The following is a 25,816-nucleotide window of genomic DNA, read 5'->3' on the forward strand; positions in this document are numbered from 1 at the left end:
CCTACGCCGGCACCGGCCCCAGACCGCCGACATCCGGCTTGGGGGTGGCGGTGGGGACGGAGCCGCGGCGGTTATCCGGGGCGGGTTCGTCGACGACCTTGCGTTCGATCTTTTCGCCGCGCAGGACCATCTGGATTTCATCGCCCGAGAGGGTTTCATATTCCAGCAGCCCCTGGGCGAGGCGCTCCAGATCGTCCTTGCGTTCGGTCAGGATACGCTTGGCCTCGGCATAAGCATGGTCGATGATGCGGCGGACCTCATCGTCGATCTCGCGGGCCGTCGCCTCGGAGACGCTCTTGCCGCCACCGAAGCCCTGGCCGAGATAGCTTTCCTGGCCATCGGCGTAGGAGACCATGCCCAGCGTCTCGGACATGCCCCATTCGGTGACCATACGGCGCGTGGTGTCGGTCGCCATCTTGATGTCGCCGGAGGCGCCGTTGGAGACCTTGTCCGCCCCGAAGGTGAGTTCCTCGGCGGCGCGCCCGCCCATCGCCATGATCAGCTGCTGGAGCAGCTTGATCTTGGACATCGAATAGCGGTCGCCTTCCGGCAGGGACATCACCATGCCCAGCGCGCGGCCGCGCGGGATGATGGTGGCCTTATGCACCGGGTCGCATTCCGGCAGGGTGATCGAGCAGATCGCATGGCCGCCTTCGTGATAGGCGGTCATCCGCTTCTCATCGTCGGACATGACGAGCGAGCGGCGCTCCGCCCCCATCATCACCTTGTCCTTGGCGTGCTCGAACTCGGCCATGGCGACGACGCGCTTGCCGATGCGCGCCGCGTGCAGCGCCGCCTCGTTCACCAGATTGGCGAGGTCCGCGCCGGAGAAGCCCGGCGTGCCGCGCGCGATCACCTTGGCATCCACATCGGAGGCCAGCGGCACCTTGCGCATATGCACCTTCAGGATCTTCTCGCGGCCGGACACATCCGGGTTCGGCACCACCACCTGGCGGTCGAACCGGCCCGGGCGCAGCAGCGCCTGGTCCAGCACGTCCGGACGGTTGGTGGCGGCGATCAGGATGACGCCTTCATTGGACTCAAACCCGTCCATCTCCACCAGCATCTGGTTCAGCGTCTGCTCGCGCTCATCATTGCCGCCGCCCAGCCCCGCACCGCGATGCCGGCCGACCGCGTCGATCTCATCGATGAAGATGATGCAGGGCGCGTTCTTTTTGCCCTGCTCGAACATGTCGCGCACGCGCGAGGCGCCGACGCCGACGAACATCTCGACGAAGTCCGAACCGGAAATGGAGAAGAAGGGCACATTCGCCTCACCCGCGATGGCGCGGGCCAGCAGGGTTTTACCCGTACCGGGCGGGCCGACGAGCAGACAGCCTTTCGGGATCTTGCCGCCAAGGCGCTGGAATTTCTGCGGATCGCGCAGGAAGTCCACGATCTCCTGCAGCTCGCCCTTGGCTTCGTCGATGCCGGCCACGTCCTCGAAGGTCACACGGCCCTGCTTCTCGGTGAGCAGGCGGGCCCGGGATTTGCCGAAGCCCATGGCCCGGCCGCCACCAGACTGCATCTGCCGCATGAAGAAGATCCACACCCCCAGGATCAGCAGCATCGGCGCCCAGTTCAGCAGCGCGCGCAACAGGGGGTTCATCGTGTCCCCTTCCGGCTTGGCCGAAACATCCACGCCGGCATCGGTCAGCTTGGAGACCAGGGACTGGTCGGCCGGGGCATAGGTTTCGAAGCTCTTGCCGTCCTTGGTGGTGCCGGTGATGTCGTGCCCGGCGATGGTCACGCTCTGCACCTGGTTGTTCTTCACCTCGTCCAGGAAGCTGGAATAGGCGATTTCGGACGCGTTGCTCTGCGTGCTGGAAGGCTGCAGCACATTGAACAGCACCACCAGGAACAGGGCCACCACCACCCATACAGCGATATTTCGACCCAGATTATTCATCTAGACTTTTTCCAATTCTTTCAGTCAGTTCGTCCGCCCTGCACGAGGCACGGAGAGATCTTCATGAGCTCAACGTGGTCATACTGCACCGGATTCCTAGCCCAGCACAAATAAATCATTGCTAAAAACCCGCCCGAAACGGCGCCTGCGACGCCGGCAAAGGCGGAGAAAACCGCACCGGGGCCGGAAAGATCAGCCCGCCGCTGGCCGGGCGCAGCGCCGGCAGGCCGCGCAGCACCAGGGTCGGCAGGCCGTTAAACCCATGAAACGCCGCCGCTTGTGCGCCCAGCGCGCCCAGCGATGCGGGGCATTCGGGATCTTGCAACAAAGTGAAACGTCCATCCCAGAGCACATGGCTGCTCGCTGCAATCGGCGCGGCACAGGCGGCGGGTTCGCGCGCCAGCAGCCAGCCGGGGCCAAGCCGCCCGGCCGGGGCGATGCGCACGCCCCCCAGCGTCGCCGGGCGCAACATGCCCGCCAGCCGCGCCAGCGCGTCGCGCCGGGGCGGGTAGCGTTTGCCGCCAAGCGTGCGCAGCAGCGCGCCGAGCGCGGAGGGCGGCGCGCTGCCGGCATCCAGCAGCGCGAACCCTTCCGGATAAATCTCGGCATGGCGGGCGAGGAAGGCGGCATCCCCGGCCTCGCGCGCGGCGCGGGCGGCGGCGCCGTCCGGGTTCAGCCCGGCGGCGTCCTGGCGGATGCGCACGCGCTCGAACCGGCGGGACTGGTTGGAGGGGTCCTCGACCCAACCCATGCCCTGATCGATGAGATAGGCGCGCAGCTGCTCCGGTTCGGCCCGCAGCAGCGGGCGCAGCAGCACCACGTCCCGCCGCGCCGCCCAGACGGCCATGCCCTCCACCCCGCCTTCGCCGCGGGCGGCGCGCATCGCCACCGTCTCGCGCTGGTCGGCGGCGTGATGGCCAAGGGCCAGATACAGAAAGCCCGCCTCGCGCGCGGCTTCGGCCAGGGCGGCGTGGCGGGCATCCCGGGCGCGGGCCTGCACGCCCGGCCCCGGCGCCAGCGCCAGGGTGATGATCTTCGCCGCGATGCCGCGTTGGGCGAGGCAGCTTGCGGTCAGTGCCGCTTCCGCCGCCGCGCCGGCGCGCAGCCCATGATCGACAATCAGCGCCAGCACCGCCCCACCATAGGTGCGGCAATACTCATCGGCGAGCAGGGCCAGAGCGCTACTGTCCGCCCCGCCGGAAACACCCAGCGCCAAACGCGGGGGGCTATGCGGCAGCAGCCGCGAAAGCGCCGCCGCGAAGGCGCCGCTTAGGAGCAATGGGCGCGTTTGGCGACCGCCGCGACATCCGCCCGCATGCCGGCGGACTGGTTGGTGAACTGGCTGTTCAGCGAGGCGATCGTGTCGCAGGCCGCGCCCTTCTGGTTGATCGCGGCCAGCGAGGAGGCGAGGCCGAGCAGGGCGTGCGGCGCGTAGGTGCCGTTACGGTTCATGTTGTAGGTGCTGTCATAGGCGATGGCGGCGTTCTGCGGATCGCCTTTGGCGGCGTAGCTCTGCGCCACCAGATATTGGGCGCGATAGGCCTGCGGCGCGGATTTATCTTTCGCCACGATGCCCTGCGCCAGCCGCGCCGAGGTGGCATAATCATGCTTGCCATAGGCATCCAGGGCGGCCTGCAGGGCGGCCTTCGGGTCGCTCGGCGTCGCGGTCGCCTGTGGCGGCGGCGCGCTGGGCGTGCTGGCCTGCGGCGCGGGGGCGGCGGGGGCCTGGCCGCTCTGGCCGGGCTGCCCGGCCGCACCGCCATTCTGCAGCTGGAATTTCAGATCCCCGATATCCTTCTGGGTCTGCGCGTTCTGGGTATCGACCTCGTGCTGCAGCTCGGAGACCTGGCCGTTGAGGGACTGCACCTGGGATTGCAGCGTCTGCACCTGGTTGAGCAGGCTCGCCACCAGCCCGCCATTGGCGGTATTGCCCGATGGCGGCGGCGCATTGCCACCCCCCAAGGCGGAGCCGCCATTACCGCCCCCTTGCGCCTGCAGCTGCTGAATCTGTTGCTGCAGCTGCAGAATCTCGTTCTGCAGGGCGATGCCCTCCTGGCTCTGGATCAGCGGCTGGGCGGATGCGGCCAGCGGCGCGAAGAGGGGGGCAGCGAGAAGCAGGAAACGGGTGCGCATTGAGACTCCAGTCAGGCCGTGAATGGCCTCAAATATAGTCAGGGATAGGCGCAAAACAAAACCGGCGGCCAAGGGCCGCCGGTCTGTAACGCAAGGCCCGGCCAGATGGCCGGACGCAGGCCGCAATTACTTGCAGTTCTGCGGGTTGAAGCCCTGCACGGAGGTGATGGCGTTACGGTTCTGCGCGTAGGCGGACTCGTCATTGCCAGCCGCAACCGGGCAATCCTTGCCGTAGGAGATGGTCTGGATGCGCGAAGCGGACACGCCCTGGGCCACCAGATAGTCGCGGGCGGCGTTGGCGCGGCGCTGGCCGAGGGCCAGGTTGTAGGTCTCGGTGCCGCGCTCGTCGGCGTTACCCGCCACCAGCACGTTCACGGAGGGGTACTTGGCCAGCCAGGCGGCCTGCTTGCCCAGGGTCGCGTCGGCATCGCTGGACAGACCGGACTTGTTGAAGGCGAAGAACACGCGGTCGCCGACATTGGCAACCAGGTCCTGCTCGGAGCCCGGCGCCGGACCGGTGGAGGAGGTCATGCCCGCGCCGGTGTTGGAGGCGGTGCTGGTCGGGTTGGAAGAGCAGGCTGCCAGCAGGGCCAGGCCGGCAAGAGCGCCCAGAGCTTTGATTTTCATGGTAGGAACCGATCCCTGTCCGAATTGAGTGAGCAAAAATAGCCGTTTGGTTGCGTAATCACGATGATTACGTCACCTTGCGGGCTGTACTCTTCCGCCCTGGGAAGGGTCAAGCGCCACGTTAAGCTAATTTGTTCATATCGCGGGGGTTTCCAGCACCCTGATGTTTTTCTTTACATCTGTTGATTATTTGTAACACCAGAGCAAGCCGTCGGGGCTTGCGGGGCGGCGGCGACGGACAGCGCGCGGCTTGACATTTGACCCCGACCGGGCTCTGCCCTGGCCGCGAAAGAGTGAGGCATAATCAAGATGCAGAGCGATGATTTGAAGAGCTTGGTGGAAGCGGCGCTGCCCGCCATCGCGGCCGCGGACGCGGCTGCCTTGGAGGAGCTGCGGGTCTCCCTGCTCGGCAAAAATGGCAATGTGACATTGTTGCTAAAATCGCTGGGCGGGATGGACCCGGACTCCCGCAAACAGGCCGGCGCGGAAATCAATCTGGTAAAAACGCAGATCACCGATGCGCTTTTGGCGCGCAAAACCGTGCTGGATGCGGCTTCTTTGGACGCCAAGCTGGCGGCTGAGCGCATCGATGTCACCGCGCCCGCCCGCCCCGACTCGACCGGCGCCATCCATCCGATCAGCCGCACGATGGAAGAGCTGGCGGCGATCTTCGCGCCGATGGGCTTTGCCATCGCCGAAGGGCCGGATATCGAGACCGACTGGAACAATTTCTCCGCCCTCAACATCCCCGCCCATCACCCCGCCCGCGCGATGATGGACACGTTCTATCTGCAGGCGCCCGAAGGCGAGCGCCCGCCCGTGCTGCGCACCCACACCTCACCGGTGCAGATCCGCACCATGCTGGACTGGGCCAAGGCCCACGGCCTGGCGGAAAACGCCCCGCCGATCCGCATCGTCGTCCCCGGCCGCACCTTCCGCGCCGACCATGACGCCACCCATTCGCCGATGTTCCATCAATGCGAGGGGCTGGTGATCGGCGAGGGCATCCATCTCGGCCATCTGAAAGGCGTGCTGATCGACATGCTGCGCGCCTATTTCGGCGTGCCGGAATTGCCGGTGCGGCTGCGCGCCTCCTATTTCCCCTTCACCGAGCCCTCGATGGAGGTCGATATCGGCTGGAACCGCAAGACCGGCGAGATCGGCGGCGGCACGGACTGGCTGGAGATCGGCGGCTCGGGCATGGTGCATCCCAACGTGCTGGCGAATTGCGGTATCGATCCGCGCCGCTTCCAGGGCTTTGCCTTCGGCATGGGGCTGGAGCGCCTCACCATGCTCAAGCACGGCATCAACGATCTGCGCCTGTTCTATGAGAGCGATGTGCGCTGGCTGCGCCATTACGGCTTCTCGCCCCTCTCTCCCGCCAGCCTGCACGAAGGACTGTGATCCGATGAAATTCTCTCTGTCCTGGTTGAAGAGCTGGCTGGATACGCAGGCCTCTCTGGAAGAGATCCTGGCGACGCTGAACAAGATCGGCCTTGAGGTCGAGGGCGTGGAAAACAAGGCCGAGGCGCTGAAGCCCTTCGTGATCGCGGAAGTGATCGAGGCGGTGCAGCACCCGAATGCGGACCGTCTGCGCGCCTGCCGGGTGAATGCCGGCGGCCAGGAGCTTTCCGTGGTCTGCGGCGCGCCGAATGCGCGCACCGGCCTGAAAGTGGTGTTCGCCCCGGCCGGCGCGGTGGTGCCGGCGAGCGGCATGGTGCTGAAGGTGGGCGAGATTCGCGGCGTGAAGTCCGAAGGCATGCTCACCAGCTTTCGCGAGCTGGGGCTGGGCGAGGAGCATGACGGCATCATCGAGCTGCCGGCGGATGCGCCGGTCGGCGAGAACTACGCGCAATGGGCCGGGCTGGATGAGCCGGTGGTGGAAATCTCCATCACCCCGAACCGGGGCGATGCGCTCTCCATTCGCGGCATCGCCCGCGACCTCGCCGCCGCTGGCCTGGGCACGCTGAAGGATTTCGCGCCGGCGCCGATCAAGGGTGAAGGCGCGTCCGCCATTCAGTGGGCGAATGAATTCCCGCAAGCCGCCCCCTGGGTGCTGGGCCGCACCATCTCCGGCGTGAAGAACGGGCCGAGCCCGGATTGGCTGGCCAAGCGGCTGGAGAGCATCGGGCTGCGCCCGATCAACGCGCTGGTCGATATCACCAATTTCTTCACCTACGATCTCGGCCGCCCGCTGCATGTCTTCGACGTGAAGAAGATTAACGGTAGGGTATTGACCCTGCGCCCTGGCCAGGACGGCGACGCCTTCCCCGGCCTCGCCGGCAAAGAGGTGAAGGCTGGGCCTGAGGATTGCGTGATCGCGGATGAAAGCGGCGCGCAGTCGCTCGCCGGCATCACCGGCGGCGAAGGCACCGGCTGCGATGCAGGCACCACAGACGTGTTCATCGAATGCGCCTTGTTCGACCATGTCAGGATCGCCCGCACCGGCCAGCGCACCGGCATCTTCTCCGATGCGCGCGCCCGGTTCGAGCGCGGGATCGACAGCCAGCTGCTGCCTGCCGCCCTGGATGCCGCCAGCGCCAAGGTGATGGAGATTTGCGGCGGCCGCGCCAGCGAGATCACCGAGGCCGGGGCGCGCCCCGCCTGGACCCGTCAGGCCAGGCTGCGCTTTGAGCGGCTGCGCAGCTTCGGCGGCTCGGACATCGCGGCGGCGGATGCGGTGGCGTCCTTGCAGCGTCTGGGCTTTGGCGTTGTCGCCCAAGATGCGCAAAGTGTGACAGTCGCGGTGCCGAGCTGGCGCAACGATGTCGCCCAGCCGCAATCGCTGGATCAGGCCCCCGGCCTGCCCGGCGGTACCGAGGCGGCACTGGGTGCGGCCGAGATCGAGCCGGAGGTGGATCTGATCGAGGAGGTGCTGCGTCTGCAGGGGCTGGATGCGATCGCGCCGGTCTCGCTCGGCGCGCAAACCCTCCTGCCCGCCCCCATCCTCACGCCGAAGCAGTCGCGCACCTATCTGGCGCGCCGGGTGCTGGCGATGCGCGGGCTGCTGGAGTGCGTGACCTTCAGCTTCGCCGATGCGCAAAGCTGCGCGCTGTTCGGCGCGGCGCCGGAAAGCCTGCGTCTGGCCAACCCGATCGCCTCGGACCTCAACCAGATGCGCCCCACGCCTCTGGTGACCTTGGCGCAGGCGGCGGCGCGTAATCTGGCGCGCGGCCAGGCGGATTTCGGCCTGTTCGAAACCGGCCCGGCCTATGCGGCGGATCTCTCCCAGGCGCTGGTGGCGGCGGGGTTGCGGGTCGGCGGCACGCCGCTCTCAGCGCTCACCCCGGCCCGGCCCTTCGATGCGATGGATGCCAAGGCCGATGCCATCGCCGTGCTGAGCGCGCTCGGCGTGCCGATGGAGGCGATCACCACCCAGCCGGGCGGGCCGTCCTATTACCATCCGGGCCAGAGCGGCGCGTTGATGCAAGGGCCGAAGACCGTGCTGGCACGCTTTGGCACGCTGCACCCGAACGTGACCAAGACGCTGGACCTGCCGGCCAACGCCATCGCCTTTGAGATCTTCCTGGATGCGATCCCCGAGCCGAAGCGCCGGAAGAAATCCGCCCCGCTCCTGCCGGCCTTCCAGCCGCTGCGCCGGGATTTCGCCTTCCTGGTGGATGAGAGCGTGGGCGCCGAAGCGGTGCTGCGCGCCGCCAAGGGGGCGGAGCGCAATCTGGTCACCAATGCGGTGCTGTTCGACCGCTACCAGGGCAAGGGCGTGCCGGAGGGCAAGGTTTCGCTCGCCATCGCGGTGACGCTGCAACCGGCGGAAAAGAGCCTGACGGATGCCGAAATCGAGGCGGTCTGCGCCAAGATCGTCGCCGATGTGGCGAAGAAGACCGGCGCCACGCTGCGCGGCTGAGTAGAGCCACACAGAAAACCCGCCCTGGGCAACCAGCGGCGGGTTTTTTGTGTTCGCGATCAGCCGTTTTTCTTGGTGCTGCCGCTGCCCGTTTTGCTGGGGCAGGCGTTGGATTTTTTGTTTTTCTTCTTTTTGCTGCTGCAGGCGGTGACGCCACTGGTAGAGGTGCCGCCACCGGAGGCGCTGGTGCCGCTGCTTCCGCTGCTACCTGTATTCGCCCCGCTGCTGTTACCGCTGGCACCAGAGCTGCCTGTGCCGGCAGCGCCCGGCCCGCTGGGCGTGCTGCTGCTGGAACCGGAACTGGAACTGGTGGTCGTGCTGCCCGTGCCGCTGCCGCCGCTCGTGGCTTTGCTGCCCGTCGCGCTGCTGCCACTGCTCGTACCGGAGGCGCTGCCCGTGGTTCCGGCATTGCTGGCCGTCCCGCTGCCGGTGGCCGTACTCGGCTTGCCGGACAATGCTTTGTTGACCGTACTGACCGGCTGCGCCGTCGCATGGCCGACACTCGCCACACCAACGGTAATGTTGGCCGCAATCACCATGCCGATGATCGCGTATTCGATCGAGGTCACCGCCCGGCACTGGCGAAATAGGTCGGCGATTGGTTTCATGAAAGGATGCCTACCCAATACGGCACGGCACCGCAATCATCCAGCTTTCACAATGGGTTGATCAGTCCACGTTCTTGTTTTGCAACAGCGCGAACACCCGCAGCGCCGAGGCCAGCGGCCGCTCTCCGCCCCGCTCGGCGTCGATCAACGTCACCAGCGCGGAGACCGCCAGCCCCCGGCGCGCCGCAATCTCCCCCAGCACCGCCCAGAATTCCGGCTCCAGCGCCACGCTGGTGCGATGGCCGGAGAGCGAAAAACTACGTTTTTCGAGCATCGGCGAGGGTGTGCAGCAAGGCTGGCAGGAAGATGAAAGTGGAGACCAGCACCGCCGCCAGGCTGAGAAAGAGCAGATCCCCCATGCTGGCCGTGCCGCGATCCGCCGAGGCGGCGAGCGAGCCGAAGGCGGTGGCGGTGGTGAGTGCCGAGAACAAAACCGCCCGCGCCGTCGCCGAGGCCAGGAAGTTGCGCATCCCGGCACGGAAATTCATCACGAAATAGACATTGAAGGACACCCCCACCCCCAGCAGCAGCGGCAGCGCGATGATGTTGGCATAGTTGATCGACATGCCCGCCATCCGCGCGAACAAGGCGGTGAGCAGCGCCGAGAGCGCCAGCGCCGCCAGCACCAGCAGGCTGTCGCGCAGATTGCGGAACACCGCCAGCAGGATCACCGCGATGGCGATGAAGGCCAGAATCGCCGCCTCCTTGAAGGAGCTGAGAATCGTGCCCGCGGTGGCGATGGTGGAGATCGCCGGGCCGCCGGCATTGGGAGCCGCCGCCAGCACCGCCTTGGAGAAGGCATAGAGCCCCTTGGTGCTCTGCGCCGCCGCGGTCGGGAAGGCTTCCACCCGGACCTGGCCATCGGGCAGGAACCAGTCCGCCTTGATCGAAGCCGGCAGATTTTCCTGGGTGATCGGCTTGGCCTGCAAGGCGCGGGTGAGGTTTTGCAGCTCCAGCGGCAGGAAGCGGGTGATGGCGGCATTCATCGCCATGATATGCGCGTCATCCTCGCCCTGCAGCTGCTTGAGCACCGTCGCGATCCCCAGAAGCGCGCTGCCCTGCGGCAGTTTCGCCTGCACATTGGTAATCGCGGCGATGGTCTTGGCCATCGCGTCGCGGATCTCCTGCGCGGTGACCGGCTGCTGCGGCGGGGTGGCGGCGGCCAGCAGGGTCGGCGCCAGGATGGTCTGGGCCTGCGCCAGCATCGCCAGCTTCTGCGGCTGGTTCTGCGGCACGAAGGTGGCGCCCGAGATCGCCTGCGACACTTCTTTCAGCTGGCTGAGTCTATCCGCCAGGGCGCGCGCCGCATCCAGGTTGGGGGCCAGCGCATCCGCATAGAACGGGTTGGTCTGCGGGTCGGCGAGCAGGGAATGGATGGTGCGCATGCTCTCGGTGTTCGGGTCCTTGGTATCCAGCGGGTTGGCGTCGAAGCGCAGCGTTATCGCCCCCCACAGCCCGGCCAGCGCCAGCGCCCCGAACACGCCCAGCACCGCCCGGCGGTGGCGGCGCAGGAAATGGTCCGCCTTGGCTCCGCCCGGCAGCGCCACCGATTCCGTCTCAGGATGCGGGCGGAACAGCCGCAGCAGCGCCGGCAGGAAGCTGATGGTGCAGAAGAAGGCGATGAACATGCCCGCCCCCGCGATCTCGCCCAGCTCCGCGACGCCGACGAAGGGTGTGGGCGCGAAGGCGAGGAAGCCGCAGGCGGTGGCGGTGGCGGCGAGCGCGATCTGCGCCCCGGCCAGGCGCGAGGTTTCGCGCAAGGCCGGGCCCAGCTCCGGCTCCATCAGCCGCACCGCGCGCAGCCGCACGCAATATTGGATGGCGAAATCCACCGCCAGCCCGATGAACAGGATGGCGAAGGCGACCGAGATCAGGTTGATCGTGCGCACCACGATGGCGGCATAGCTCATGGTCAGCGCCAGCCCCATCACCAGCGTCAGCAAAATCGGCAGGATCAGCCGCCAGGAGCGCAGCGCCAGATAGAGCCAGAGCGCGATCAGCACGACGCTGATAATGCCGCCCAGCACCAGCCCGTGGGTGAGCGAGGCGAATTGCTCGTCCGAGAGCGGGATCTGCCCGGTATAATTCACGCTCGCGCGCCCGGCCTTCACATCCGGCAGGGTCTTGGCGATCGCCATCAGCGCCTTGGTCGCCGCGCCGCCCGGCTGCAGCGTGCCTTGCTGCAGCTTCGGGTGGGCCAGCACGAATTCCGCGCCCCCCTGCCCCGGCGCGCCGGCCATGATCAGGCTTTGCCAGGAGAGCGGCACCGGCTTGCCATTCGCCGCCGCCTGCAAATTCGCCCGCACCCCGGCGATCGCCTGATTATAAGGCGAGATATCCGCCCCGGCCTGCACCCCCTGGGTGATCAGCGCCAGCCCATCCAGCAGCCCGCGCGCGGAGGGGTCCGCCGCCAGCTGGCCGAGGAAGGGCTGTGCGGCGACAATCTGGTTCAGCAGTTTGGCGAGCGCGTCCGTGGGCAGCAGCAGCAGCCCTTCATCGGTATAGAAGGGCGCGCCGGACGGGTAGCTGGAATCTTTGAAATGCGCGGTATCGGCCTGCAGCGCCGCGTTCAGCGCGGTGGCGGTCTCCTTCGCCTCCTCCGGCGTATCGGCGCGCACCACCGCCACGATCAGATCGTTGAATTGCGGGAAATTCTTATCCTCGGCGATCTGCGCCTGGCGCCAGGGCAGCGAGGCGGCGAAGAGATGATCGGTATCGGTATCGATGGCCAGATGCCGCGCCGTATAGCCCAGCCCGAGCCCGCCCAGCACCAGGAACAGCAGCACGCACAGCACGGCATGGCGGCTGGCTGTGGCGACGATGGAATTGATCAGCCTCACACTTATCCCCTGGCGAGCCGGGCGCTTGCGCAACGTCCCGGCCTTAGAATGCCAGACCGCGCATCACGATCTGAGCGTAAAGATCAGCCAGCACCATCTGCAGCGCTTCCAGCAGCAAAATGGCGATGACCGGCGAAATATCGATATTCCCCATATAGGGAAGGAATCGCCGGATGGGACGCAGCACAGGGTCCGTGATTCGGGTGAGGAAATCCCCCACCGTATAAACGAACTGATTGCGCGGATTCGCGATGCCGAACGCCACCAGCATGCTCAGCACCGCCGCCGCGATGATCGCGAGAATGAGCAGGTGAATCAGTTCGGACGCCAGCCAGAAAATCGCGCCAACCATGGTTTTCCTCAAAAATTTCGGGTGCCAGAGACCTAGCGGGAGGAATGTGTCAAAGCAATGTTGACTTCCGCTTCCGAATGCGCGAAACGCCGCCCCCACGCGGTCATCGCATGACGGGACCGGGGCTGTAGCTCAGTTGGTAGAGCGCGTCGTTCGCAATGACGAGGTCAGGGGTTCGATTCCCCTCAGCTCCACCAGCCGCCCTTCCGACAAAAATTTAATCCCGGCGCCAGATCAGTTGTGCCGATTTGGTTACAAGCTTGTCATGTTTCGGTTTTTCCGGCACCAGCCCGCTGGCGGCTGAATAACGGCCGCGCCGGCGCGACACCTGCCCCGGACGAACAATCTTTCCGGTAGCCGTTTCTCCATCCAAACGTTTTAATGGGATGTGCGGTTGCGAGAGCCTCGATGGAACATGTGGCACCTTACCTAGGGCTGGCGGGCGTTTGCGGTGGGATCGCCGTGGCGGCGTTGCGGCTGCACGGGCGGCGGCTGCGCCGCGCCGAGGCCGCGCGGGCCTTAGAAAGCCATATGGTGGATGGCATCGCGGCGTTGCGGCAGAGTCTGCGGGAGGATCAACCGGACGAGGATGATGACGGCCCGCTGATCGATGCCGAGCCGCTCTCTGGCGCCTTGACGCATCAGGCCGCGCCGCCAGTGCTGTCCTGCGCGGCGTTCGGGCTGGGGTTCGGCACCAAAATCGTGCTGGACGATCTCAGTTTCACGCTGCCGGCCCAGGGCGTCTGCGTGCTGATGGGGCCGCCCGGCACCGGCAAATCCACGCTGCTGCGCGCCCTCGCCGGGCTGTATGCGGAGAATGCGCTCTATCAACAATGGGGAGAGGTCTTTTATCAGGGGCTGACGCTGGGCGAGACGAAACCGCCCGTGCTGGTCGCGCCGCGGCCGGATCTGCTCCGGCGCAGCGTGCTGGAGAACCTGCTCTTTCACCGCGACTCATCGTTGCCCGCCGCCGCCCGGCGCGGCTGGGCGGAAGGCTGGGTGCGCGAGATGGGCATGGAGGCGCTGATCCCGCTCTTCGACCAGACGCTCCTGGAGCTGCCGCCCGGATTGCGCCGCGCCACGATGCTCCTGCGCGAAGCCGCCGCCGCGCCGAAATTGCTGATGCTCGACGAACCGACCAGCGCCATGAGCGACGAGGACACCCAGATGCTGCTCGGGCTGCTGCGCCGGCTGGGGGCGCGCGGCGCGTTGCTGGTGGTGCTGCAGAGCCAGAAACAGGCCCGCGAGATCGCCGACAGCCTGGTGCTGCTGGCTGGCGGCGATCGGCAGACGGCGGGGCGGGTACGCGGCATCTATCACCGCCCAGCCCAGCCCGCCGGCGGCCTCGAAGCAGGGGCGGGCCTGAATCCGTCCGGCATAGCGGCGCAGCCAGGCGCCGCCGCGCCGCGCTTCCCCTCCCTCCCTCTGTCCGGAGCGGGTTGAAGCTGCCCGCGTCTGCGCTTGCGGGGGGCGGGGGCGGATCTCATATCATGTCCGCCGCCCCCTCCTGGCGCGGCCTTTTGGGGAGATGAGGCAGGCCATGGCGCCATCCATCTGCACGACCATCACCTCGCCGGTGATGGCGGCCGCGTGCCATCCCAGCGCGCCGCCGGTGACCTGGCATATGGTCCCGCTCTCGCCGATCGCGACGCAATGGGTGCTGGTGCTTTTAAGCGCGTTGCTGGCGACCTTGCTGGCGGACCGACCGAAAAAATAAGCCCCGTTCATTGCTGCTTCGGACGCAAGGCAGTTGGCGAAAATAAGCGATTGTGCAGTGCGGTATAAAGCCGCCATTTGAGGGGGCGCCGGCCTATTGCGTGCCGGCGTGTTTCGCCGATCTGGGACGCTGCAATCTGGGACGCTGCAAATGAATCTTACCGCCTGTCCGGACGCCTTCGAGGCGTATTACGCTTCCACCTGTGATGCCACGGCCCTGCAGGCCGCGAGTGGCTTTCCGGCCAATCAGGTGCCGGCCGTCACCTGGCATGTCGTGCCGCTGTCCCCCTCCGCGACCGAGCTGGTGCTGGTGCTGCTGACCATCCTGCTGGCCACGCTGCTGGTGAGCAAGCCGGAGAAATAAGCCGCGGGGCTTTCGCCACCCCGCGATCCATGACAGCCTCCCGGGCTGAACCATTCAACTGGGATATTGCCATGAGCCTCGACTCTGTCCGCGCTTTTCTGGCGGAGCAAGCGCCTGACATCGAGATCCTGGAGCTTCCGCAAAGCACCGCGACGGTGGCGCTTGCCGCCGCCGGGCATGGCGTTGCCCCCGCCCAGATCGCCAAGACCCTGGCGCTGCGTGTGGGCGAGGAGGTTGTGCTGCTGGTGGCGCGCGGCGATGCGCGGCTGGATAATAAGAAGGCCAAGACCGCCTTTGGCGGCAAGGTGAAGATGGTGCCGGTGGAAGAGGTGGCGGCGTTGACCGGCCATCCCGTCGGCGGGGTCTGCCCGTTCGGGCTGGCCAGCCCGCTGCGGGTTTATTGCGATGTCTCGCTGCAGGCCTTTGAGGAAGTGCTGCCCGCCGCCGGCGCCACCAACAGCGCGCTGCGCATCAGCCCGGCGCGGATGGTGGAGATCACCCAGGCGGACTGGGTGGATGCCTGCCAACCCCCTGAAGCAGCTTAAGTTACAAAAGTTTTTTGGTGCCGCTTTTTTTCAAAAAAGCGGCGAAAACGTTCGGGGTGATGGCAACGCCGTTGCCACGCCCCCAAAGACAGTTCAAGCCGGCGCGGTTTCCAGGATTTTCACCAGCGTCGTCATCGCCGCATTCACCGGGGTGGGAATGCCATGCGCCGCCCCGCGCCGCACCACATGCCCGTTGAGATCATCGATCTCGGTCTTGCGCCCCCGGATCAGATCCTGCGCGGTCGAGGAGAGCTGCCCCTTCATCGCCTGCGCCGCTTCGATACAGCGCTCGGCCTGATCCGGCGCCAGCAGCCCCCCTTCCGCCGCCGCCACCGCCACCGCCTCATCCACCAGAGCGCGGATCAGTTCATGCGCCCCCTCCACCGCGACGATATGCCCGTATGGCGCGCGGGTGACGGCGGAGACCGCATTATAGGCGCAGTTCAGCACCAGCTTGGTCCACAGCACCGCCTCGACATCCTCGGCGATGTCGGTAGGGATCGCGGCCTCGTTGAGCAACGCCGCCAGCTCCCGCGCCCCATGCCCCTGGCCCAGCTTCAACTCGCCCCGGCCATGATGGCGAACATGGCCAGGCCCGGCCATTTCGGTGGCGACATATACCGCCGCCGGCAAAACGCCCCGCCCCAAGGCAGTTGTGAGACGCTGGGCATTGCCGACCCCGTTCTGCAGGCTGATCAGCATCGCCGCCGGCGCCAGATGCGGCGCCATCTCGGCGGCAACCTGCTCGGTATCGGCGGATTTCACGCAGACCAGCACCAGCCCGGCGCCCTGCACGCCCTCAGCCCCGGTGACGGCCCGCAGCGGCACGTATTCGCTACCCGAGGCGCGCTCCAGCAACAGCCCCTTGGCCGCAATCGCCTCCACATGCGCAGGCCGGCCGATCAGCACCAGCTCATGCCCCGCCTTGGCCAGCAGCGCGCCGAAATAGCACCCTACCGCGCCGGCCCCCATCACCGCGATCTTCATGGCAGCTTTCCTTCCTTTTCGCCCTGAGCGATGGCCAGAGCCCCCGCCATTATGCTAGGCCCCGCCCCTGAACCCAAGGACGCTTATGACAGACCCGACCCGCAATGCTGGCTTCACTCTGCTCCACGCCGTGCTGGCGAAGGGCCGGCCGCTGGATGCAGCGTTAGATTCGCTGCCGCGTATCGAGCCGCGCGACAAGGCCGCCGCGCACCGGCTGGCGGCCTGCGTGCTGCGCCATGTCGGCACGCTGGACGCGGTGCTGGAGCCCTATCTGCGCCGCGACCCGCCGCCGGAGCTGCGCATCATCCTGCGCATGGGGGCGGCGGCCTTCCTGTTTCTGGACACACCCGCCCATGCCGCCGTCGCCACCTCGGTCGAGCTGGCGCGCGCGCGCAAGCTCACCCCCTTCGCCGGGCTGGTGAATGCGGTGCTGCGCAAGGTGGTGGCCACCGGGCCGGCGGCGTTGGAGGAGCTGGACATGCCCAGGCTCGACACCCCCGCCTGGGCCTGGGCGAGCTGGGGCAAGGAGGCGCGGGCGATTGCCGAGGCGCATGCGCATGAGGCGGCTTTGGATGTCTCCGCCCTGCCCGGCGTCGTGCCTGCAGGCGGCATCGCCCTGCCCACCGGCTCCTACCGTTTCCCCGCCGGGACGCCGGTGATGGAGATCCCCGGTTTCGCCGAGGGCAAAATCTGGGTGCAGGACGCCGCCGCCGCGCTGCCGGCGAAGCTGCTTGCCACCCAGCCGGGCGAGCGCGTGCTGGATCTCTGCGCCGCCCCGGGTGGCAAAACCGCCCAGCTCTGCGCCGCCGGCGCCGCGGTAACGGCGGTGGAGCGCGACAAATCCCGCCTGGCGACGCTGCGCGGCAATCTGGAGCGGCTGCATCTTGCCGCCGAAACAGTACTGGCCGATGCCACCAGCTGGCAGCCCGCCGCCCCTTTCCCCGCCATCCTGCTGGATGCGCCCTGCAGCGCCACCGGCACCGCGCGACGCCACCCGGAGCTGCTGCATATCCGCAAGGCCCGCGACATCGACACCGTCACCGCCCTGCAGGACAAGCTGCTGGACGCGGCGGCCGCGATGCTCGCCCCTGGCGGACGGCTGATCTACGCCGTCTGCTCCTTGCAGCCACAAGAAGGTGCGGCGCGGGTGGAGGCCGCCTGCGAACGGCTGGGGCTGAAGCGCGACCCGCTCAGCCTGCCCGAACTGCCCGAGGCGGTGACCGCGCAAGGCGACATCCGCACCCATCCCGGCCTCTGGCCCGAACAAGGCGGCATGGACGGGTTCTTTATTGCCAGGCTGGTGCGTCCCTGACCTTCCAGGCCAACCACGCACCAGCGACAGCGACGAGGGGGAAAAGCAGAAGGCCTGTTAGGTTGGCGACTGTCCCGGTGTAGCCCCCGCATAGCCAAGCGAGCGAGGCGACAAGGCCCAGCTCGCCGCCAATTTCAACCATGATAAGTGCCATCGCCGTGGAAAATGCCACAAGATCGTAAAGAAATCCGTGCGGCATGACCAAAATACTTAGACTGACCGTGCAGATCATGCGTGGCATTTCCACCATGCGAGCTGGCTTCCAGATCCACCAAATCAACCCCAACGCAATTGCACCGCCTATAATTTGCAGCACCCAAGCCTGATGATTTGCCGCACCAAGGCTACGCGCCATATGATAAATCGTGATCCCAGCGGCTGGAAAATCGACTTTGAACGGAACATTTGCCGTAAGCCACTCATCGCGCTGGGCAACACCAAGAAAGCGCACCCAATCCGCCCACCCGAACACGAGCAACGACAAGCCCACCAAGACCAGCGCCACAAATACTGCGACCAACAGCAATTTCCATGCACGGCGACGCAGGATCAAGGTCACCAGCGGCAAACCAAGATGCGGCTTCATGGTCAGCAAACCAGCCAATGCCCCAGCTAACACGGGCCTTCTCAGCGCCAGCAGCAGAGTGCTCACGAGCATGGCCCCGGTTAACGTTCCGTCTTGACCGCCAAAAAGATCATGCCATGCGGCCGGACTTGCCAAGCCAAGCAGAATCACCCGCCATCCCAGACCGGCGACCCGCAACATGGCGGCCGCGAACAGAATCGAAACACCACGCCAGACCCAGAACCCTAGCTTGATCGGCAACAACGCAAAGGGAACAACTAAAAAACCCATCGTTGGCGGATATGGCCAAGCTAAGCGAGCCGGAGCATTGATTGCCAAAATATCTGTCGTGCAAATCTCCCTGTAGCTGTCGGCAAGGTGCAAGCCGAACCGGGCGGCGGCTTCGGTAATCAGCCCGTTGCCGGCGCACCAGAACAAGCCGAAATCACCCTGCGGCAATTGGCCGTCCGTCGGCAGGATTTCAGGATCACGCCGACTCATCCACAGCAGATAGATATTCGCTGCCGCGTACAGGCCATAAAACAAAAGAATAAAGGAGACAGCGAAGATGAATAGAATTCGCAGTCGAGGACGATCAGATTTGGCGTGGTGCGACTCGAGCATCTCCGCCAACATGCCGCTTCGTCACACGCCGCTCAATCCCCCGCTTGTGAAACCCATACCCTGCCGGTTACAACCAAGCATCATGAATTCCGCCCCGACTCGCCCGCTCATCGCCCCCTCCCTGCTCGCCGCCGATTTCGCCCGGCTGAAGGAGGAGGTGATCGCCGTCGAGCAAGCGGGGGCGGACTGGCTGCATCTGGATGTGATGGACGGGCATTTCGTCCCCAACATCACCTTCGGCCCGCTGGTCGTCAAAGCGCTGCGCCCGCACACCAAGATGCCGCTGGACGTGCATCTGATGATCGCCCCGGCGGACCCGTATATCACCGCCTTCGCCGAGGCGGGGGCGGATCATATCTCCGTGCATCCGGAATCCGGCCCGCATCTGCACCGCACGCTCCAGCATATTCGTGGCCTGGGCAAGAAATCCGGGGTGGTGCTGAACCCCGCCACGCCGATCGATGCGGTGGCGCATGTGCTCGACCTCACCGACATCATCATGGTGATGACGGTCAATCCCGGCTTTGGTGGGCAGGCCTTCATCGCCTCGCAACTTTCCAAAATCGCAGCGCTGCGACGCATGATCGATGAGAGCGGCCACGATATCGTGCTGCAGATCGATGGCGGCATCACGCCGAAGACGGCCCCTGGCGTGCTCGCCGCTGGTGCCACCTGCCTGATCGCCGGCACCGCCGTTTACGGCGCGCCGGATTATACGAAGGCGATCCAGGATATCCGCAACGCCCACCCTGCCCTGCCGGCTGCCACCAGCCTTAGCCAGGGCGGATGAGCGAAGGCCCCGCCAAGCCGGTTGGCATCGGCCGCCAAGCCCGCACCTGGTTCACCAGGCTGCAAAATCTGCGCCCCGCCGGCGGGCCGGACGCGCCGGCCCTCTCGCTGCGCGACCCCTGGCCGGGCGACCCGGCGCGCGGCGCCCGGCTGGTGAAAGCGGAGCTGGAATTCGGCGGCGCGGTGCTGCCCATCCATCATGACATTTTCGCCGCCGCCCCCGGCTGCACCCGGCTTTTGCGGGCGCATCTGCACGGCTTCACCTGGCTGCGGGATCTGCGCGCTCTGGGCACCGATGCCGCCCGCTCCCGCGCCCGCGCTTTGGCCATGGATTACATGGACACGCCCAAGCCCGAGCCGATTTCCTACGCGCCGGACGTGGCGGGCGCGCGGCTGGCCGCCTGGCTCGGCCATTATGATTTCTTCGCCGCCTCGGCGGATGACGCCTTCCGCCAGGCGCTGATGCACCGGCTGGTGCAGGATGCCCGCACCCTCTCCGCCGCCCTGCCGGCCGAGTTTCTGGATGGACGGGCGCTGACCGCGTTGAAGGGGCTCACCGCCGCCTCCATCGCCATGCCCGAGCATGTGCAATATCTGCCCCGGGTGCAGAAGATCCTGCTGCCCGAGCTCTCCCGGCAATTCTTCGCCGATGGCTGCCATATTGAGCGCAGCCCGGCGGCGCATCTGCTGGCGCTGCAGGACCTCACCGAAATTCGCGCCTTGATGCAGGCCGGCGGCAAAACCCCGCCGACCGAGCTGGTCACCGCCATCGAGCACGCCGCCGCCGCCCTGCGCGCCTTGCGCCATGGCGATGGCGGGCTGCCTCTGTTCAACGGCTCGCAGGAAGAGCTGGCGACCTTGGTGGATCTGGTGCTGGCCCAGGCCGGGCGGGCGCGCGGCACGCTGGCGCATCTGAAAGCCTGCGGGCTGTTTCGCCTGGCCGCCGGCAAGGCGGTGTTGTTCATGGATGCCGGTGTGCCGACCGCGCCGGGGCTGGACCGTTTCGCCCATGCCGGCACGCTGGGCTTTGAATATTCCTTCGGCAAGGACCGGCTGATCGTCAATTGCGGCGCCGCCCCGGCTTTGGCCAGCGACTGGGCCGGGGTGCTGCGCGGCACCGCCGCCCATTCCACCTTGATCATCGCCGACACCTCCTCCGCCGAGATCAAGGAAAACGGGCTCGGCCGGCGGCCGCTGAACGTGAATGTGCACCGCCAGGAGGCCGGCGGTGTCGGCTGGATCGAGGCCAATCACGATGGCTGGAGCAAGCCCTTCGGCGCCATCCATCACCGCCGCCTCGGCCTCTCCGAAACCGGCGAGGAATTGCAGGGCGAGGATCTGATCGAGGCGGAAACCCCGCAGCCTTTCGCCATACGCTTCCATCTCCACCCCAACGTCACCGCCAGCCTGGTGCAGGATGACGAGACGGTGCTGCTGCGCACCCCCTCCGGGCGCGGCTTCCGGCTGAAGGCCGAGGGGGCGGCGCCGAAGATCGAGGAGAGCGTGTATTTCGGCCAGGCCGAGCCGCGCCGTGCCGAGCAGATTGTGCTGCCGGGCCATCAGGATGGCCCGCAGCATGTTAAATGGACCATCACCAAGGCCTGATCCCATGCGCATTCTGTTGACCGGCGGCGCCGGCTATATCGGCTCCCATACCGCCGCCGTGCTGGCTGAGCGCGGCCACGAGATCGTCATTCTCGATAATTTCGCCAATGCCGAGCGCGATGTGCCCGCCCGCCTCGCCCGCCTCACCGGCCAGGACATGACGATCATCGAGGCCGATATCCGCGATACCGAGACGGTGACGGCGGCGTTGAGGGCGCATCCTGTGGAGGCGGTGATCCATTTCGCGGCGCTGAAGGCGGTGGGCGAGAGCGAGGCCGATCCGCTGCTCTATTACGACATGAACATTATCGGCACGATCCGGCTGATGCAGGCGATGCAAGCGGCCGGCGTGGCGCGGCTGGTATTTTCCTCCTCCGCCACCGTCTATGGCCAGCCGGACAGCTCCCCGATTCTGGAGGACGCGCCGACACGGGTGGAAAACATCTATGGCCGCACCAAGCTGGTGATGGAGGATCTGATCCGCGACTTGGCGCGCACCGGCAAGCTCAAAGGTGCCGCCAATCTGCGCTATTTCAATCCGGTGGGCGCGCACCCCTCCGCCGTCATCGGCGAAACCCCGCGCGGCGTGCCGAACAATCTGATGCCTTACGTCACCCAGGTGGCCACCGGCGAGCGCGCCCAGCTCAATGTCTTCGGCAATGACTATCCCACCCGCGATGGCACCGGCGAGCGCGATTATATCCATGTGATGGATCTGGCCTTGGCGCATGCGCTGGCGGTGGAGCATATCACCGCCAATGATGTCTCCGTCACCGTCAATCTCGGCACCGGCAACGGCACCACGGTGCTGGAGCTGGTGAAGGCGTTCGAGGCGGCGACGGGCCGGGAGATCCCGGTGAACATCGCCCCGCGCCGGGCCGGCGATGTCGCCAGCTATTACGCCAACCCGGCGCTGGCCGAGCGGCTGTTCGGCTGGAAGGCAAGGCTGGGGGTGGAGGATATGTGCCGCGATAGCTGGCGCTGGCAGGCGGCGCGGGCCGGGATCAACGATATTTGAAAGACACGGGGTATTTCGCCTGAGCCGCATCGGTCCCCGCACCGGCGGGCTGGCGGTGCTCACCCGCATGGCCTAAATCCGCCGCATGCCCAAGCAACGCCCCACCCTCGTCTTTCTGCTGATGGAAGACTGGTTCTTCGCCTCGCATTTCTGGGCGCGCGGCCTGGCCGCCCAGGCGGCCGGCTGGCGGGTGGTGCTGATCACCCGCGAAAACCAGTCCCGTGCCGACATCGAGGCCTCGGGCATCGAATTCATCGCCGCCGATCTCGACCGCAAGCGCCTCAACCCGTTCAAGGAGCTGGCATTCTCGCTCTGGCTGGCGGGGCAATATCGGCGGCTGCAGCCGGATGTGGTGCATCATATCGCGCTGAAGCCGATCATTTTCGGCGGCATCGCCGCGCGGCTGGCGCGCGTGCCCGCCGTAGTGAACGCGCCGATCGGGCTGGGCTTCGTGTTCTCCTCCCAAAAGCTGCTGGCGAAAATTTTGAAGCCGCTGGTCTCGGCAGGCTTGCGCGCCACGATGAGCCCTAAACACGGCATCGCCATTTTCGAAAACCCGGATGATCTGAACGCGATGGTCGAGGGCCGGATGGTGGCCCGCGAACGCACCGCGCTGATCCGCGGCGCGGGGGTGGATATGACGCTGTTTGCCCCGATGACGGAAGCGGAGGGCCGCCCGCGCATCCTGCTGGCGGCGCGTTTGATCCGCGAAAAGGGCATCCCGGATTTCATCGAGGCGGCGCGGCTGCTGAAAGGCCAGGCGGAGTTCTGGCTGGCCGGCGCGCCTGACCTCTCCAACCCCAACCCGATCACCGAGGCCGAGCTGCGCGGCTGGGAGGCGCAAGGGTTGATCAAATGGCTGGGGCCGGTGAAGGACATGGCCGGGTTGCTGCGCCAGATTCATATTTTCACCCTGCCCTCGACCTATCGCGAAGGCCTGCCCAAGGCGCTGCTGGAGGCGATGTCCGCCGGCCGGCCGGCGGTGGCTACCGACATTCCCGGCTGCCGCGAGGCGGTGGTGGATAACGAGACCGGCTTTCTGGTGCCGCCGCACAATCCGCAGGCGCTGGCCGCCGCCCTGGCCCGGCTGATCGCCAGCCCCAGCCTGCGCGCCCGGCTGGGGGCGAACGGGCGGGCGCGCGTCGCCGCGCATTTTTCTGACGAAATCGTCTGCCAGAAAACCCTGGCGATCTATGACGGGCTGAAGGAGATACGGGGTTGAGGAAATTTCTCTATCGCGCGCTGGCTGTGCTGCTGGCGATTCTGGTGCTGGTGGGGCTGTTTTTCTGGCTGGTGATGCCCCATGGCGGCGACCGGCATCAGATCGGCGCGGTCAGCACGAATTTCCGCTGGTTCGGCCCCAATGACAAGGTGGTGGTGGAGCGCTTCGACGATCCGAAGATCCCGAATATTTCCTGCTACGCCGCCTCGGCGCAAACCGGCGGCCTCGCCGGCGGAGTCGGGCTGGCGAGCGATCCGAGCGAGTTTTCACTCAACTGTATTGCTCATGGGCCGGTGAACCTGCCCGCAGACCTGCCGCGGCAGGAGCAGATCGGCGCGATTTCCGCCTCGCTGATCTTCAAGCATTTCATCCTGACGCGCATCCTCGATGATAAGAAGGATGCGGTGATCTATGTGCTGACCAGCACCAAGGTGCTGCGGGGCTCTCCCGCCAACGCCGTCTCCGCCGTGGCGGTGCAGGCGCAGCCGGGGGCATGAATCCTATTGGCCGGGGGAGAGCTCGGCCAGATCGGTATTCACCTTCTTCAGATCGCTCTGGGTCAGCCGGCCGCCGGAGAGGCTGGCGAGCTGGGAGAGGCTCATCGAGGAAAACAGCTCATAGCGCGGATCGCTGATCAGCCCCGGCATATCGCGATTCAGCACCGCCTTACCGCGCGCATCCGCCGCGATCTGGTCGATCGGCGTCTGCACCGAAAATTGCGGCGCCGCCGGCTTGGCGGCCGCTTTCGGCAGTGCCGGGGTGGGAACCTGCACCGATGCGTCCGTGACATGCGGCCCGGGTGCGGCCATCGCGCAGGCGCTGATCGCCGCGATCCCCGCCACACCGGCGAAAACAAAACCCTGCCAACTTTGCCTGACCATGCTCAAAACCTCCTGAACAACAGCCTGACCGGGAGGCGCCCCGGCCTGATTAAATTCATACAGCAAAACTTGATTACACTGCGACAAATTTGCCACAGGCAGAGTGGTTTAAATTTACGACATGCCTGCGTTACCCGCAGCGCTTGCCTGCTTGCATCCGGTTTTGCCGCATGCGAAACCGCGCCGGCCCGCACGTGACTGGCGCTCAGATGGCTACCATCGGGGAGCGTGGGGGAGATCGCCGCGCGCCTGGGCATCGCATCGTCGCCAATAACGGAGCCGCCTCGTGTCAGACATCGTCCCTATCCGCACCGCTTTGATTTCCGTCTCGGACAAGACCGGATTGGTCGAATTCGCCCAGAGCCTGGCCGCGACCGGAACCAAGATCCTCTCCACCGGCGGCTCGGCGAAGATGCTGCGCGAGGCCGGCGTGCCGGTGACCGAGGTTTCCGAACATACCGGCTTTCCGGAAATCCTGGATGGCCGGGTGAAGACGCTGGTGCCGCAGGTGCATGGCGGCATCCTCGGCCGCCGGCACGACCCCGCCCATATCGAGCAGATGGCCGCCCACGATATCGCGCCGATCGATCTGGTCGCGGTCAATCTCTACCCGTTCGAGGCGACGGTGGCGCGGGGGGCGGCGTTCGAGGATTGCATCGAGAATATCGATATTGGCGGCCCGGCGATGATCCGCTCCGCCGCCAAGAACCATGAGAGCGTGGCGGTGCTGACCGAGCCCGCGCATTACGCCAAGGTGCTGGAAGAGATCGCGGCGCATGGCGGCACCACGCTGGCGACACGCCGCACCCTCGCCGCCGGCGCCTATGCCCGCACCGCCGCCTATGATGCCGCGATTTCCGGCTGGTTCGCGGGGCAGCTGGGCGAGGAATATCCCGAGCGCTTCTCCTTCTCCGGCGAGAAGAAGCAGGCTCTGCGCTATGGCGAGAACCCGCACCAATCGGCGGCCTTCTATACCTCTACGCCCAAGCGCTTCGGGGTTGCCACCGCCACCCAGCACCAGGGCAAGGAGCTGTCCTACAACAACTTCAACGACACCGACGCCGCCTTCGAATGCGTGGCGGAGTTCGACGCGCCCTCCATCGTCATCGTCAAGCACGCCAACCCGTGCGGGGTGGCCACGGCCGAGAGCATGTCCGCCGCCTGGGATCTGGCCCTGGCCTGCGACCCGGTTTCGGCCTTTGGCGGCATCGTCGCGCTGAACCGCACGCTGGATGAGGAAACCGCCGCGAAAATCGCCACCATCTTCACCGAGGTGATCATCGCCCCGGAGGTGACCGAGGCGGCGAAGGCGCTGCTGGCCAAGAAGAAGAACCTGCGCCTGCTGACCACTGGCGGCGTGCCGAACCCGACCGAGGCCGGTGTCACCTTCAAATCGCTCGCTGGCGGTTTCCTGCTGCAGAGCCGCGATGCCGGGCGGGTGGAGGCGGCTGATCTGAAAGTGGTGACCAAGCGCGCCCCCAGCGCGGCGGAGCTGGAGGACATGCTGTTCGCCTTCCGGGTGGGCAAGCATGTGAAGTCCAACGCCATCGTCTATGCCAAGAACAAGGCCACCATCGGCGTCGGCGCCGGGCAGATGAACCGGGTGGATAGTGCCCGCATCGCCGCCTGGCGCGGCAAGGAGGCGAAGCTGGATTTCACCGGCTGCGCCGTGGCCTCCGACGCCTTCTTCCCGTTTGCCGACGGGCTGGAAGCGGCGATTGCCGCCGGGGCGAGCTGCGTGATCCAGCCCGGCGGCTCGATCCGCGATGCCGAGGTGATCGAGGCGGCTGACAAAGCCGGCATCGCCATGGTGTTCACAAATATGCGGCATTTCCGGCACTAATTCGTTATGAT

The 25,816-nt window shown here is 66.4% G+C and carries 24 protein-coding genes, 1 tRNA gene and 1 riboswitch; of the genes, 15 read left to right on the forward strand and 10 right to left on the reverse strand.

Annotated features, from left to right (window positions below):
- Window position 1: 1 nt before the first annotated feature.
- The 4 genes from ftsH to pal all read right to left on the reverse strand — a co-directional run bounded on the left by ftsH (window position 2) and on the right by pal (window position 4,669).
- Window positions 2–1,909 carry an ATP-dependent zinc metalloprotease FtsH gene (gene ftsH / locus ACZ46S_RS05735; RefSeq protein ID WP_295740553.1) on the reverse strand — a complete coding sequence of 636 codons (1,908 nt, stop codon included), beginning with the start codon at window positions 1,907–1,909 and terminating at the stop codon, window positions 2–4.
- Between the two features lie 121 nt (window positions 1,910–2,030).
- On the reverse strand, window positions 2,031–3,188 hold the full coding sequence (gene tilS / locus ACZ46S_RS05740; protein WP_464063692.1) for a tRNA lysidine(34) synthetase TilS: 1,158 nt from the start codon (window positions 3,186–3,188) through the stop codon (window positions 2,031–2,033).
- On the reverse strand, window positions 3,179–4,042 hold the full coding sequence (locus ACZ46S_RS05745; protein WP_464063693.1) for a tol-pal system YbgF family protein: 864 nt from the start codon (window positions 4,040–4,042) through the stop codon (window positions 3,179–3,181). The genes tilS and ACZ46S_RS05745 overlap by 10 nt, the downstream gene beginning before the upstream one ends.
- Before the next feature lie 126 nt (window positions 4,043–4,168).
- Window positions 4,169–4,669: a peptidoglycan-associated lipoprotein Pal gene (gene pal, locus ACZ46S_RS05750; protein ID WP_295740547.1), complete on the reverse strand. Its 501-nt coding sequence runs from the start codon at window positions 4,667–4,669 to the stop codon at window positions 4,169–4,171.
- A 309-nt stretch (window positions 4,670–4,978) separates the two neighbouring features.
- Here pal and pheS point away from each other — a divergent pair, with 309 nt between their 5' ends.
- The 3 genes from pheS (at window position 4,979) to ACZ46S_RS05765 (ending at window position 9,203) form a co-directional block, all read left to right on the forward strand.
- The gene (pheS, locus tag ACZ46S_RS05755) at window positions 4,979–6,073 is read left to right on the forward strand and encodes a phenylalanine--tRNA ligase subunit alpha (protein ID WP_464063695.1); all 1,095 of its coding nucleotides are present in this window, start codon (window positions 4,979–4,981) and stop codon (window positions 6,071–6,073) included.
- 4 nt (window positions 6,074–6,077) lie between these two features.
- Window positions 6,078–8,534: a phenylalanine--tRNA ligase subunit beta gene (gene pheT, locus ACZ46S_RS05760; protein WP_464063696.1), complete on the forward strand. Its 2,457-nt coding sequence runs from the start codon at window positions 6,078–6,080 to the stop codon at window positions 8,532–8,534.
- A 72-nt stretch (window positions 8,535–8,606) separates the two neighbouring features.
- Entirely contained in the window at window positions 8,607–9,203 is a 597-nt protein-coding gene (locus tag ACZ46S_RS05765; RefSeq protein ID WP_464063698.1) for a hypothetical protein, read from the forward strand.
- Here ACZ46S_RS05765 and ACZ46S_RS05770 read toward each other — a convergent pair whose 3' ends face one another.
- Genes ACZ46S_RS05770 through ACZ46S_RS05780 form a run of 3 tightly spaced genes read right to left on the reverse strand, consistent with a single transcriptional unit; the run spans window position 9,204 to window position 12,334 of the window.
- Window positions 9,204–9,416, reverse strand: coding sequence for a ribbon-helix-helix domain-containing protein (locus tag ACZ46S_RS05770; protein ID WP_464063699.1), 213 nt, complete (start codon window positions 9,414–9,416; stop codon window positions 9,204–9,206).
- On the reverse strand, window positions 9,400–11,982 hold the full coding sequence (locus ACZ46S_RS05775) for an MMPL family transporter (protein ID WP_464063700.1): 2,583 nt from the start codon (window positions 11,980–11,982) through the stop codon (window positions 9,400–9,402). The genes ACZ46S_RS05770 and ACZ46S_RS05775 overlap by 17 nt, the downstream gene beginning before the upstream one ends.
- Window positions 11,983–12,025: 43 nt before the next feature.
- Window positions 12,026–12,334, reverse strand: a complete 309-nt coding sequence (locus ACZ46S_RS05780; protein WP_464063701.1) for a YggT family protein — start codon at window positions 12,332–12,334, stop codon at window positions 12,026–12,028.
- Window positions 12,335–12,455: 121 nt separating this feature from the next.
- On the opposite strand from ACZ46S_RS05780, the gene ACZ46S_RS05785 reads away from it, so the two are divergent.
- The 5 genes from ACZ46S_RS05785 to ACZ46S_RS05805 all read left to right on the forward strand — a co-directional run bounded on the left by ACZ46S_RS05785 (window position 12,456) and on the right by ACZ46S_RS05805 (window position 14,959).
- Window positions 12,456–12,531 (forward strand) — tRNA-Ala (locus ACZ46S_RS05785).
- Window positions 12,532–12,742: 211 nt separating this feature from the next.
- Window positions 12,743–13,777: an ATP-binding cassette domain-containing protein gene (locus tag ACZ46S_RS05790; RefSeq protein WP_464063702.1), complete on the forward strand. Its 1,035-nt coding sequence runs from the start codon at window positions 12,743–12,745 to the stop codon at window positions 13,775–13,777.
- 97 nt (window positions 13,778–13,874) lie between these two features.
- Window positions 13,875–14,051, forward strand: coding sequence for a hypothetical protein (locus ACZ46S_RS05795; protein ID WP_162173883.1), 177 nt, complete (start codon window positions 13,875–13,877; stop codon window positions 14,049–14,051).
- 150 nt (window positions 14,052–14,201) lie between these two features.
- A complete protein-coding gene (locus ACZ46S_RS05800) occupies window positions 14,202–14,414 on the forward strand; it encodes a hypothetical protein (RefSeq protein WP_008493599.1) in 213 nt (70 codons plus the stop codon).
- A 71-nt stretch (window positions 14,415–14,485) separates the two neighbouring features.
- Window positions 14,486–14,959 (forward strand): YbaK/EbsC family protein, encoded by a 474-nt coding sequence (locus ACZ46S_RS05805; RefSeq protein WP_295740529.1) that lies wholly within the window; start codon window positions 14,486–14,488, stop codon window positions 14,957–14,959.
- 93 nt (window positions 14,960–15,052) lie between these two features.
- On the opposite strand, the gene ACZ46S_RS05810 is transcribed toward ACZ46S_RS05805, so the two are convergent.
- Window positions 15,053–15,946, reverse strand: a complete 894-nt coding sequence (locus ACZ46S_RS05810) for a ketopantoate reductase family protein (RefSeq protein ID WP_464063703.1) — start codon at window positions 15,944–15,946, stop codon at window positions 15,053–15,055.
- A gap of 85 nt (window positions 15,947–16,031) precedes the next feature.
- Between ACZ46S_RS05810 and ACZ46S_RS05815 the strand changes: the two genes are divergently transcribed.
- On the forward strand, window positions 16,032–17,258 hold the full coding sequence (locus ACZ46S_RS05815) for a transcription antitermination factor NusB (protein WP_464063704.1): 1,227 nt from the start codon (window positions 16,032–16,034) through the stop codon (window positions 17,256–17,258).
- Here ACZ46S_RS05815 and ACZ46S_RS05820 read toward each other — a convergent pair.
- Entirely contained in the window at window positions 17,233–18,447 is a 1,215-nt protein-coding gene (locus ACZ46S_RS05820) for a glycosyltransferase family 87 protein (RefSeq protein ID WP_464063705.1), read from the reverse strand. The genes ACZ46S_RS05815 and ACZ46S_RS05820 overlap by 26 nt on opposite strands.
- An 82-nt stretch (window positions 18,448–18,529) precedes the next feature.
- On the opposite strand from ACZ46S_RS05820, the gene rpe reads away from it, so the two are divergent.
- From rpe to ACZ46S_RS05845, 5 genes are all read left to right on the forward strand, one after another.
- On the forward strand, window positions 18,530–19,237 hold the full coding sequence (rpe, locus tag ACZ46S_RS05825) for a ribulose-phosphate 3-epimerase (RefSeq protein WP_464063706.1): 708 nt from the start codon (window positions 18,530–18,532) through the stop codon (window positions 19,235–19,237).
- The gene (locus ACZ46S_RS05830; protein ID WP_464063707.1) at window positions 19,234–20,841 is read left to right on the forward strand and encodes a heparinase II/III family protein; all 1,608 of its coding nucleotides are present in this window, start codon (window positions 19,234–19,236) and stop codon (window positions 20,839–20,841) included. The genes rpe and ACZ46S_RS05830 overlap by 4 nt, the downstream gene beginning before the upstream one ends.
- A 4-nt stretch (window positions 20,842–20,845) precedes the next feature.
- Window positions 20,846–21,859, forward strand: a complete 1,014-nt coding sequence (galE, locus tag ACZ46S_RS05835; RefSeq protein ID WP_464063708.1) for a UDP-glucose 4-epimerase GalE — start codon at window positions 20,846–20,848, stop codon at window positions 21,857–21,859.
- An 85-nt stretch (window positions 21,860–21,944) separates the two neighbouring features.
- Window positions 21,945–23,081 (forward strand): glycosyltransferase family 4 protein, encoded by a 1,137-nt coding sequence (locus ACZ46S_RS05840; protein ID WP_464063709.1) that lies wholly within the window; start codon window positions 21,945–21,947, stop codon window positions 23,079–23,081.
- Window positions 23,078–23,578 (forward strand): CreA family protein, encoded by a 501-nt coding sequence (locus tag ACZ46S_RS05845; protein WP_464063710.1) that lies wholly within the window; start codon window positions 23,078–23,080, stop codon window positions 23,576–23,578. The genes ACZ46S_RS05840 and ACZ46S_RS05845 overlap by 4 nt, the downstream gene beginning before the upstream one ends.
- Window positions 23,579–23,581: 3 nt before the next feature.
- Here the strand turns inward: ACZ46S_RS05845 and ACZ46S_RS05850 are convergent, their stop codons facing one another.
- Window positions 23,582–23,962, reverse strand: a complete 381-nt coding sequence (locus ACZ46S_RS05850; RefSeq protein WP_464063711.1) for a hypothetical protein — start codon at window positions 23,960–23,962, stop codon at window positions 23,582–23,584.
- A 184-nt stretch (window positions 23,963–24,146) separates the two neighbouring features.
- Window positions 24,147–24,224: riboswitch (ZMP/ZTP riboswitch) on the forward strand.
- Between the two features lie 24 nt (window positions 24,225–24,248).
- Here ACZ46S_RS05850 and purH point away from each other — a divergent pair.
- A complete protein-coding gene (gene purH, locus ACZ46S_RS05855) occupies window positions 24,249–25,805 on the forward strand; it encodes a bifunctional phosphoribosylaminoimidazolecarboxamide formyltransferase/IMP cyclohydrolase (protein ID WP_464063712.1) in 1,557 nt (518 codons plus the stop codon).
- Window positions 25,806–25,816 lie beyond the last annotated feature (11 nt).

This window comes from Acidocella aluminiidurans (assembly GCF_055383125.1).

Excerpts from the sequence above, each read along its gene's own strand:
- galE (WP_464063708.1), top strand. The coding sequence starts at position 20,846 with ATGCGCATTCTGTTGACCGGCGGCGCCGGCTATATCGGCTCCCATACC.
- ACZ46S_RS05805 (WP_295740529.1), top strand. The coding sequence starts at position 14,486 with ATGAGCCTCGACTCTGTCCGCGCTTTTCTGGCGGAGCAAGCGCCTGAC.
- ACZ46S_RS05850 (WP_464063711.1), bottom strand. The coding sequence starts at position 23,962 with ATGGTCAGGCAAAGTTGGCAGGGTTTTGTTTTCGCCGGTGTGGCGGGG.
- ftsH (WP_295740553.1), bottom strand. The coding sequence starts at position 1,909 with ATGAATAATCTGGGTCGAAATATCGCTGTATGGGTGGTGGTGGCCCTG.
- ACZ46S_RS05830 (WP_464063707.1), top strand. The coding sequence starts at position 19,234 with ATGAGCGAAGGCCCCGCCAAGCCGGTTGGCATCGGCCGCCAAGCCCGC.
- ACZ46S_RS05770 (WP_464063699.1), bottom strand. The coding sequence starts at position 9,416 with ATGCTCGAAAAACGTAGTTTTTCGCTCTCCGGCCATCGCACCAGCGTG.
- ACZ46S_RS05790 (WP_464063702.1), top strand. The coding sequence starts at position 12,743 with ATGGAACATGTGGCACCTTACCTAGGGCTGGCGGGCGTTTGCGGTGGG.
- ACZ46S_RS05745 (WP_464063693.1), bottom strand. The coding sequence starts at position 4,042 with ATGCGCACCCGTTTCCTGCTTCTCGCTGCCCCCCTCTTCGCGCCGCTG.
- pheS (WP_464063695.1), top strand. The coding sequence starts at position 4,979 with ATGCAGAGCGATGATTTGAAGAGCTTGGTGGAAGCGGCGCTGCCCGCC.
- ACZ46S_RS05780 (WP_464063701.1), bottom strand. The coding sequence starts at position 12,334 with ATGGTTGGCGCGATTTTCTGGCTGGCGTCCGAACTGATTCACCTGCTC.
- ACZ46S_RS05840 (WP_464063709.1), top strand. The coding sequence starts at position 21,945 with ATGCCCAAGCAACGCCCCACCCTCGTCTTTCTGCTGATGGAAGACTGG.
- pal (WP_295740547.1), bottom strand. The coding sequence starts at position 4,669 with ATGAAAATCAAAGCTCTGGGCGCTCTTGCCGGCCTGGCCCTGCTGGCA.
- ACZ46S_RS05815 (WP_464063704.1), top strand. The coding sequence starts at position 16,032 with ATGACAGACCCGACCCGCAATGCTGGCTTCACTCTGCTCCACGCCGTG.
- ACZ46S_RS05810 (WP_464063703.1), bottom strand. The coding sequence starts at position 15,946 with ATGAAGATCGCGGTGATGGGGGCCGGCGCGGTAGGGTGCTATTTCGGC.
- ACZ46S_RS05795 (WP_162173883.1), top strand. The coding sequence starts at position 13,875 with ATGGCGCCATCCATCTGCACGACCATCACCTCGCCGGTGATGGCGGCC.
- rpe (WP_464063706.1), top strand. The coding sequence starts at position 18,530 with ATGAATTCCGCCCCGACTCGCCCGCTCATCGCCCCCTCCCTGCTCGCC.
- ACZ46S_RS05800 (WP_008493599.1), top strand. The coding sequence starts at position 14,202 with ATGAATCTTACCGCCTGTCCGGACGCCTTCGAGGCGTATTACGCTTCC.
- ACZ46S_RS05820 (WP_464063705.1), bottom strand. The coding sequence starts at position 18,447 with ATGCTCGAGTCGCACCACGCCAAATCTGATCGTCCTCGACTGCGAATT.
- pheT (WP_464063696.1), top strand. The coding sequence starts at position 6,078 with ATGAAATTCTCTCTGTCCTGGTTGAAGAGCTGGCTGGATACGCAGGCC.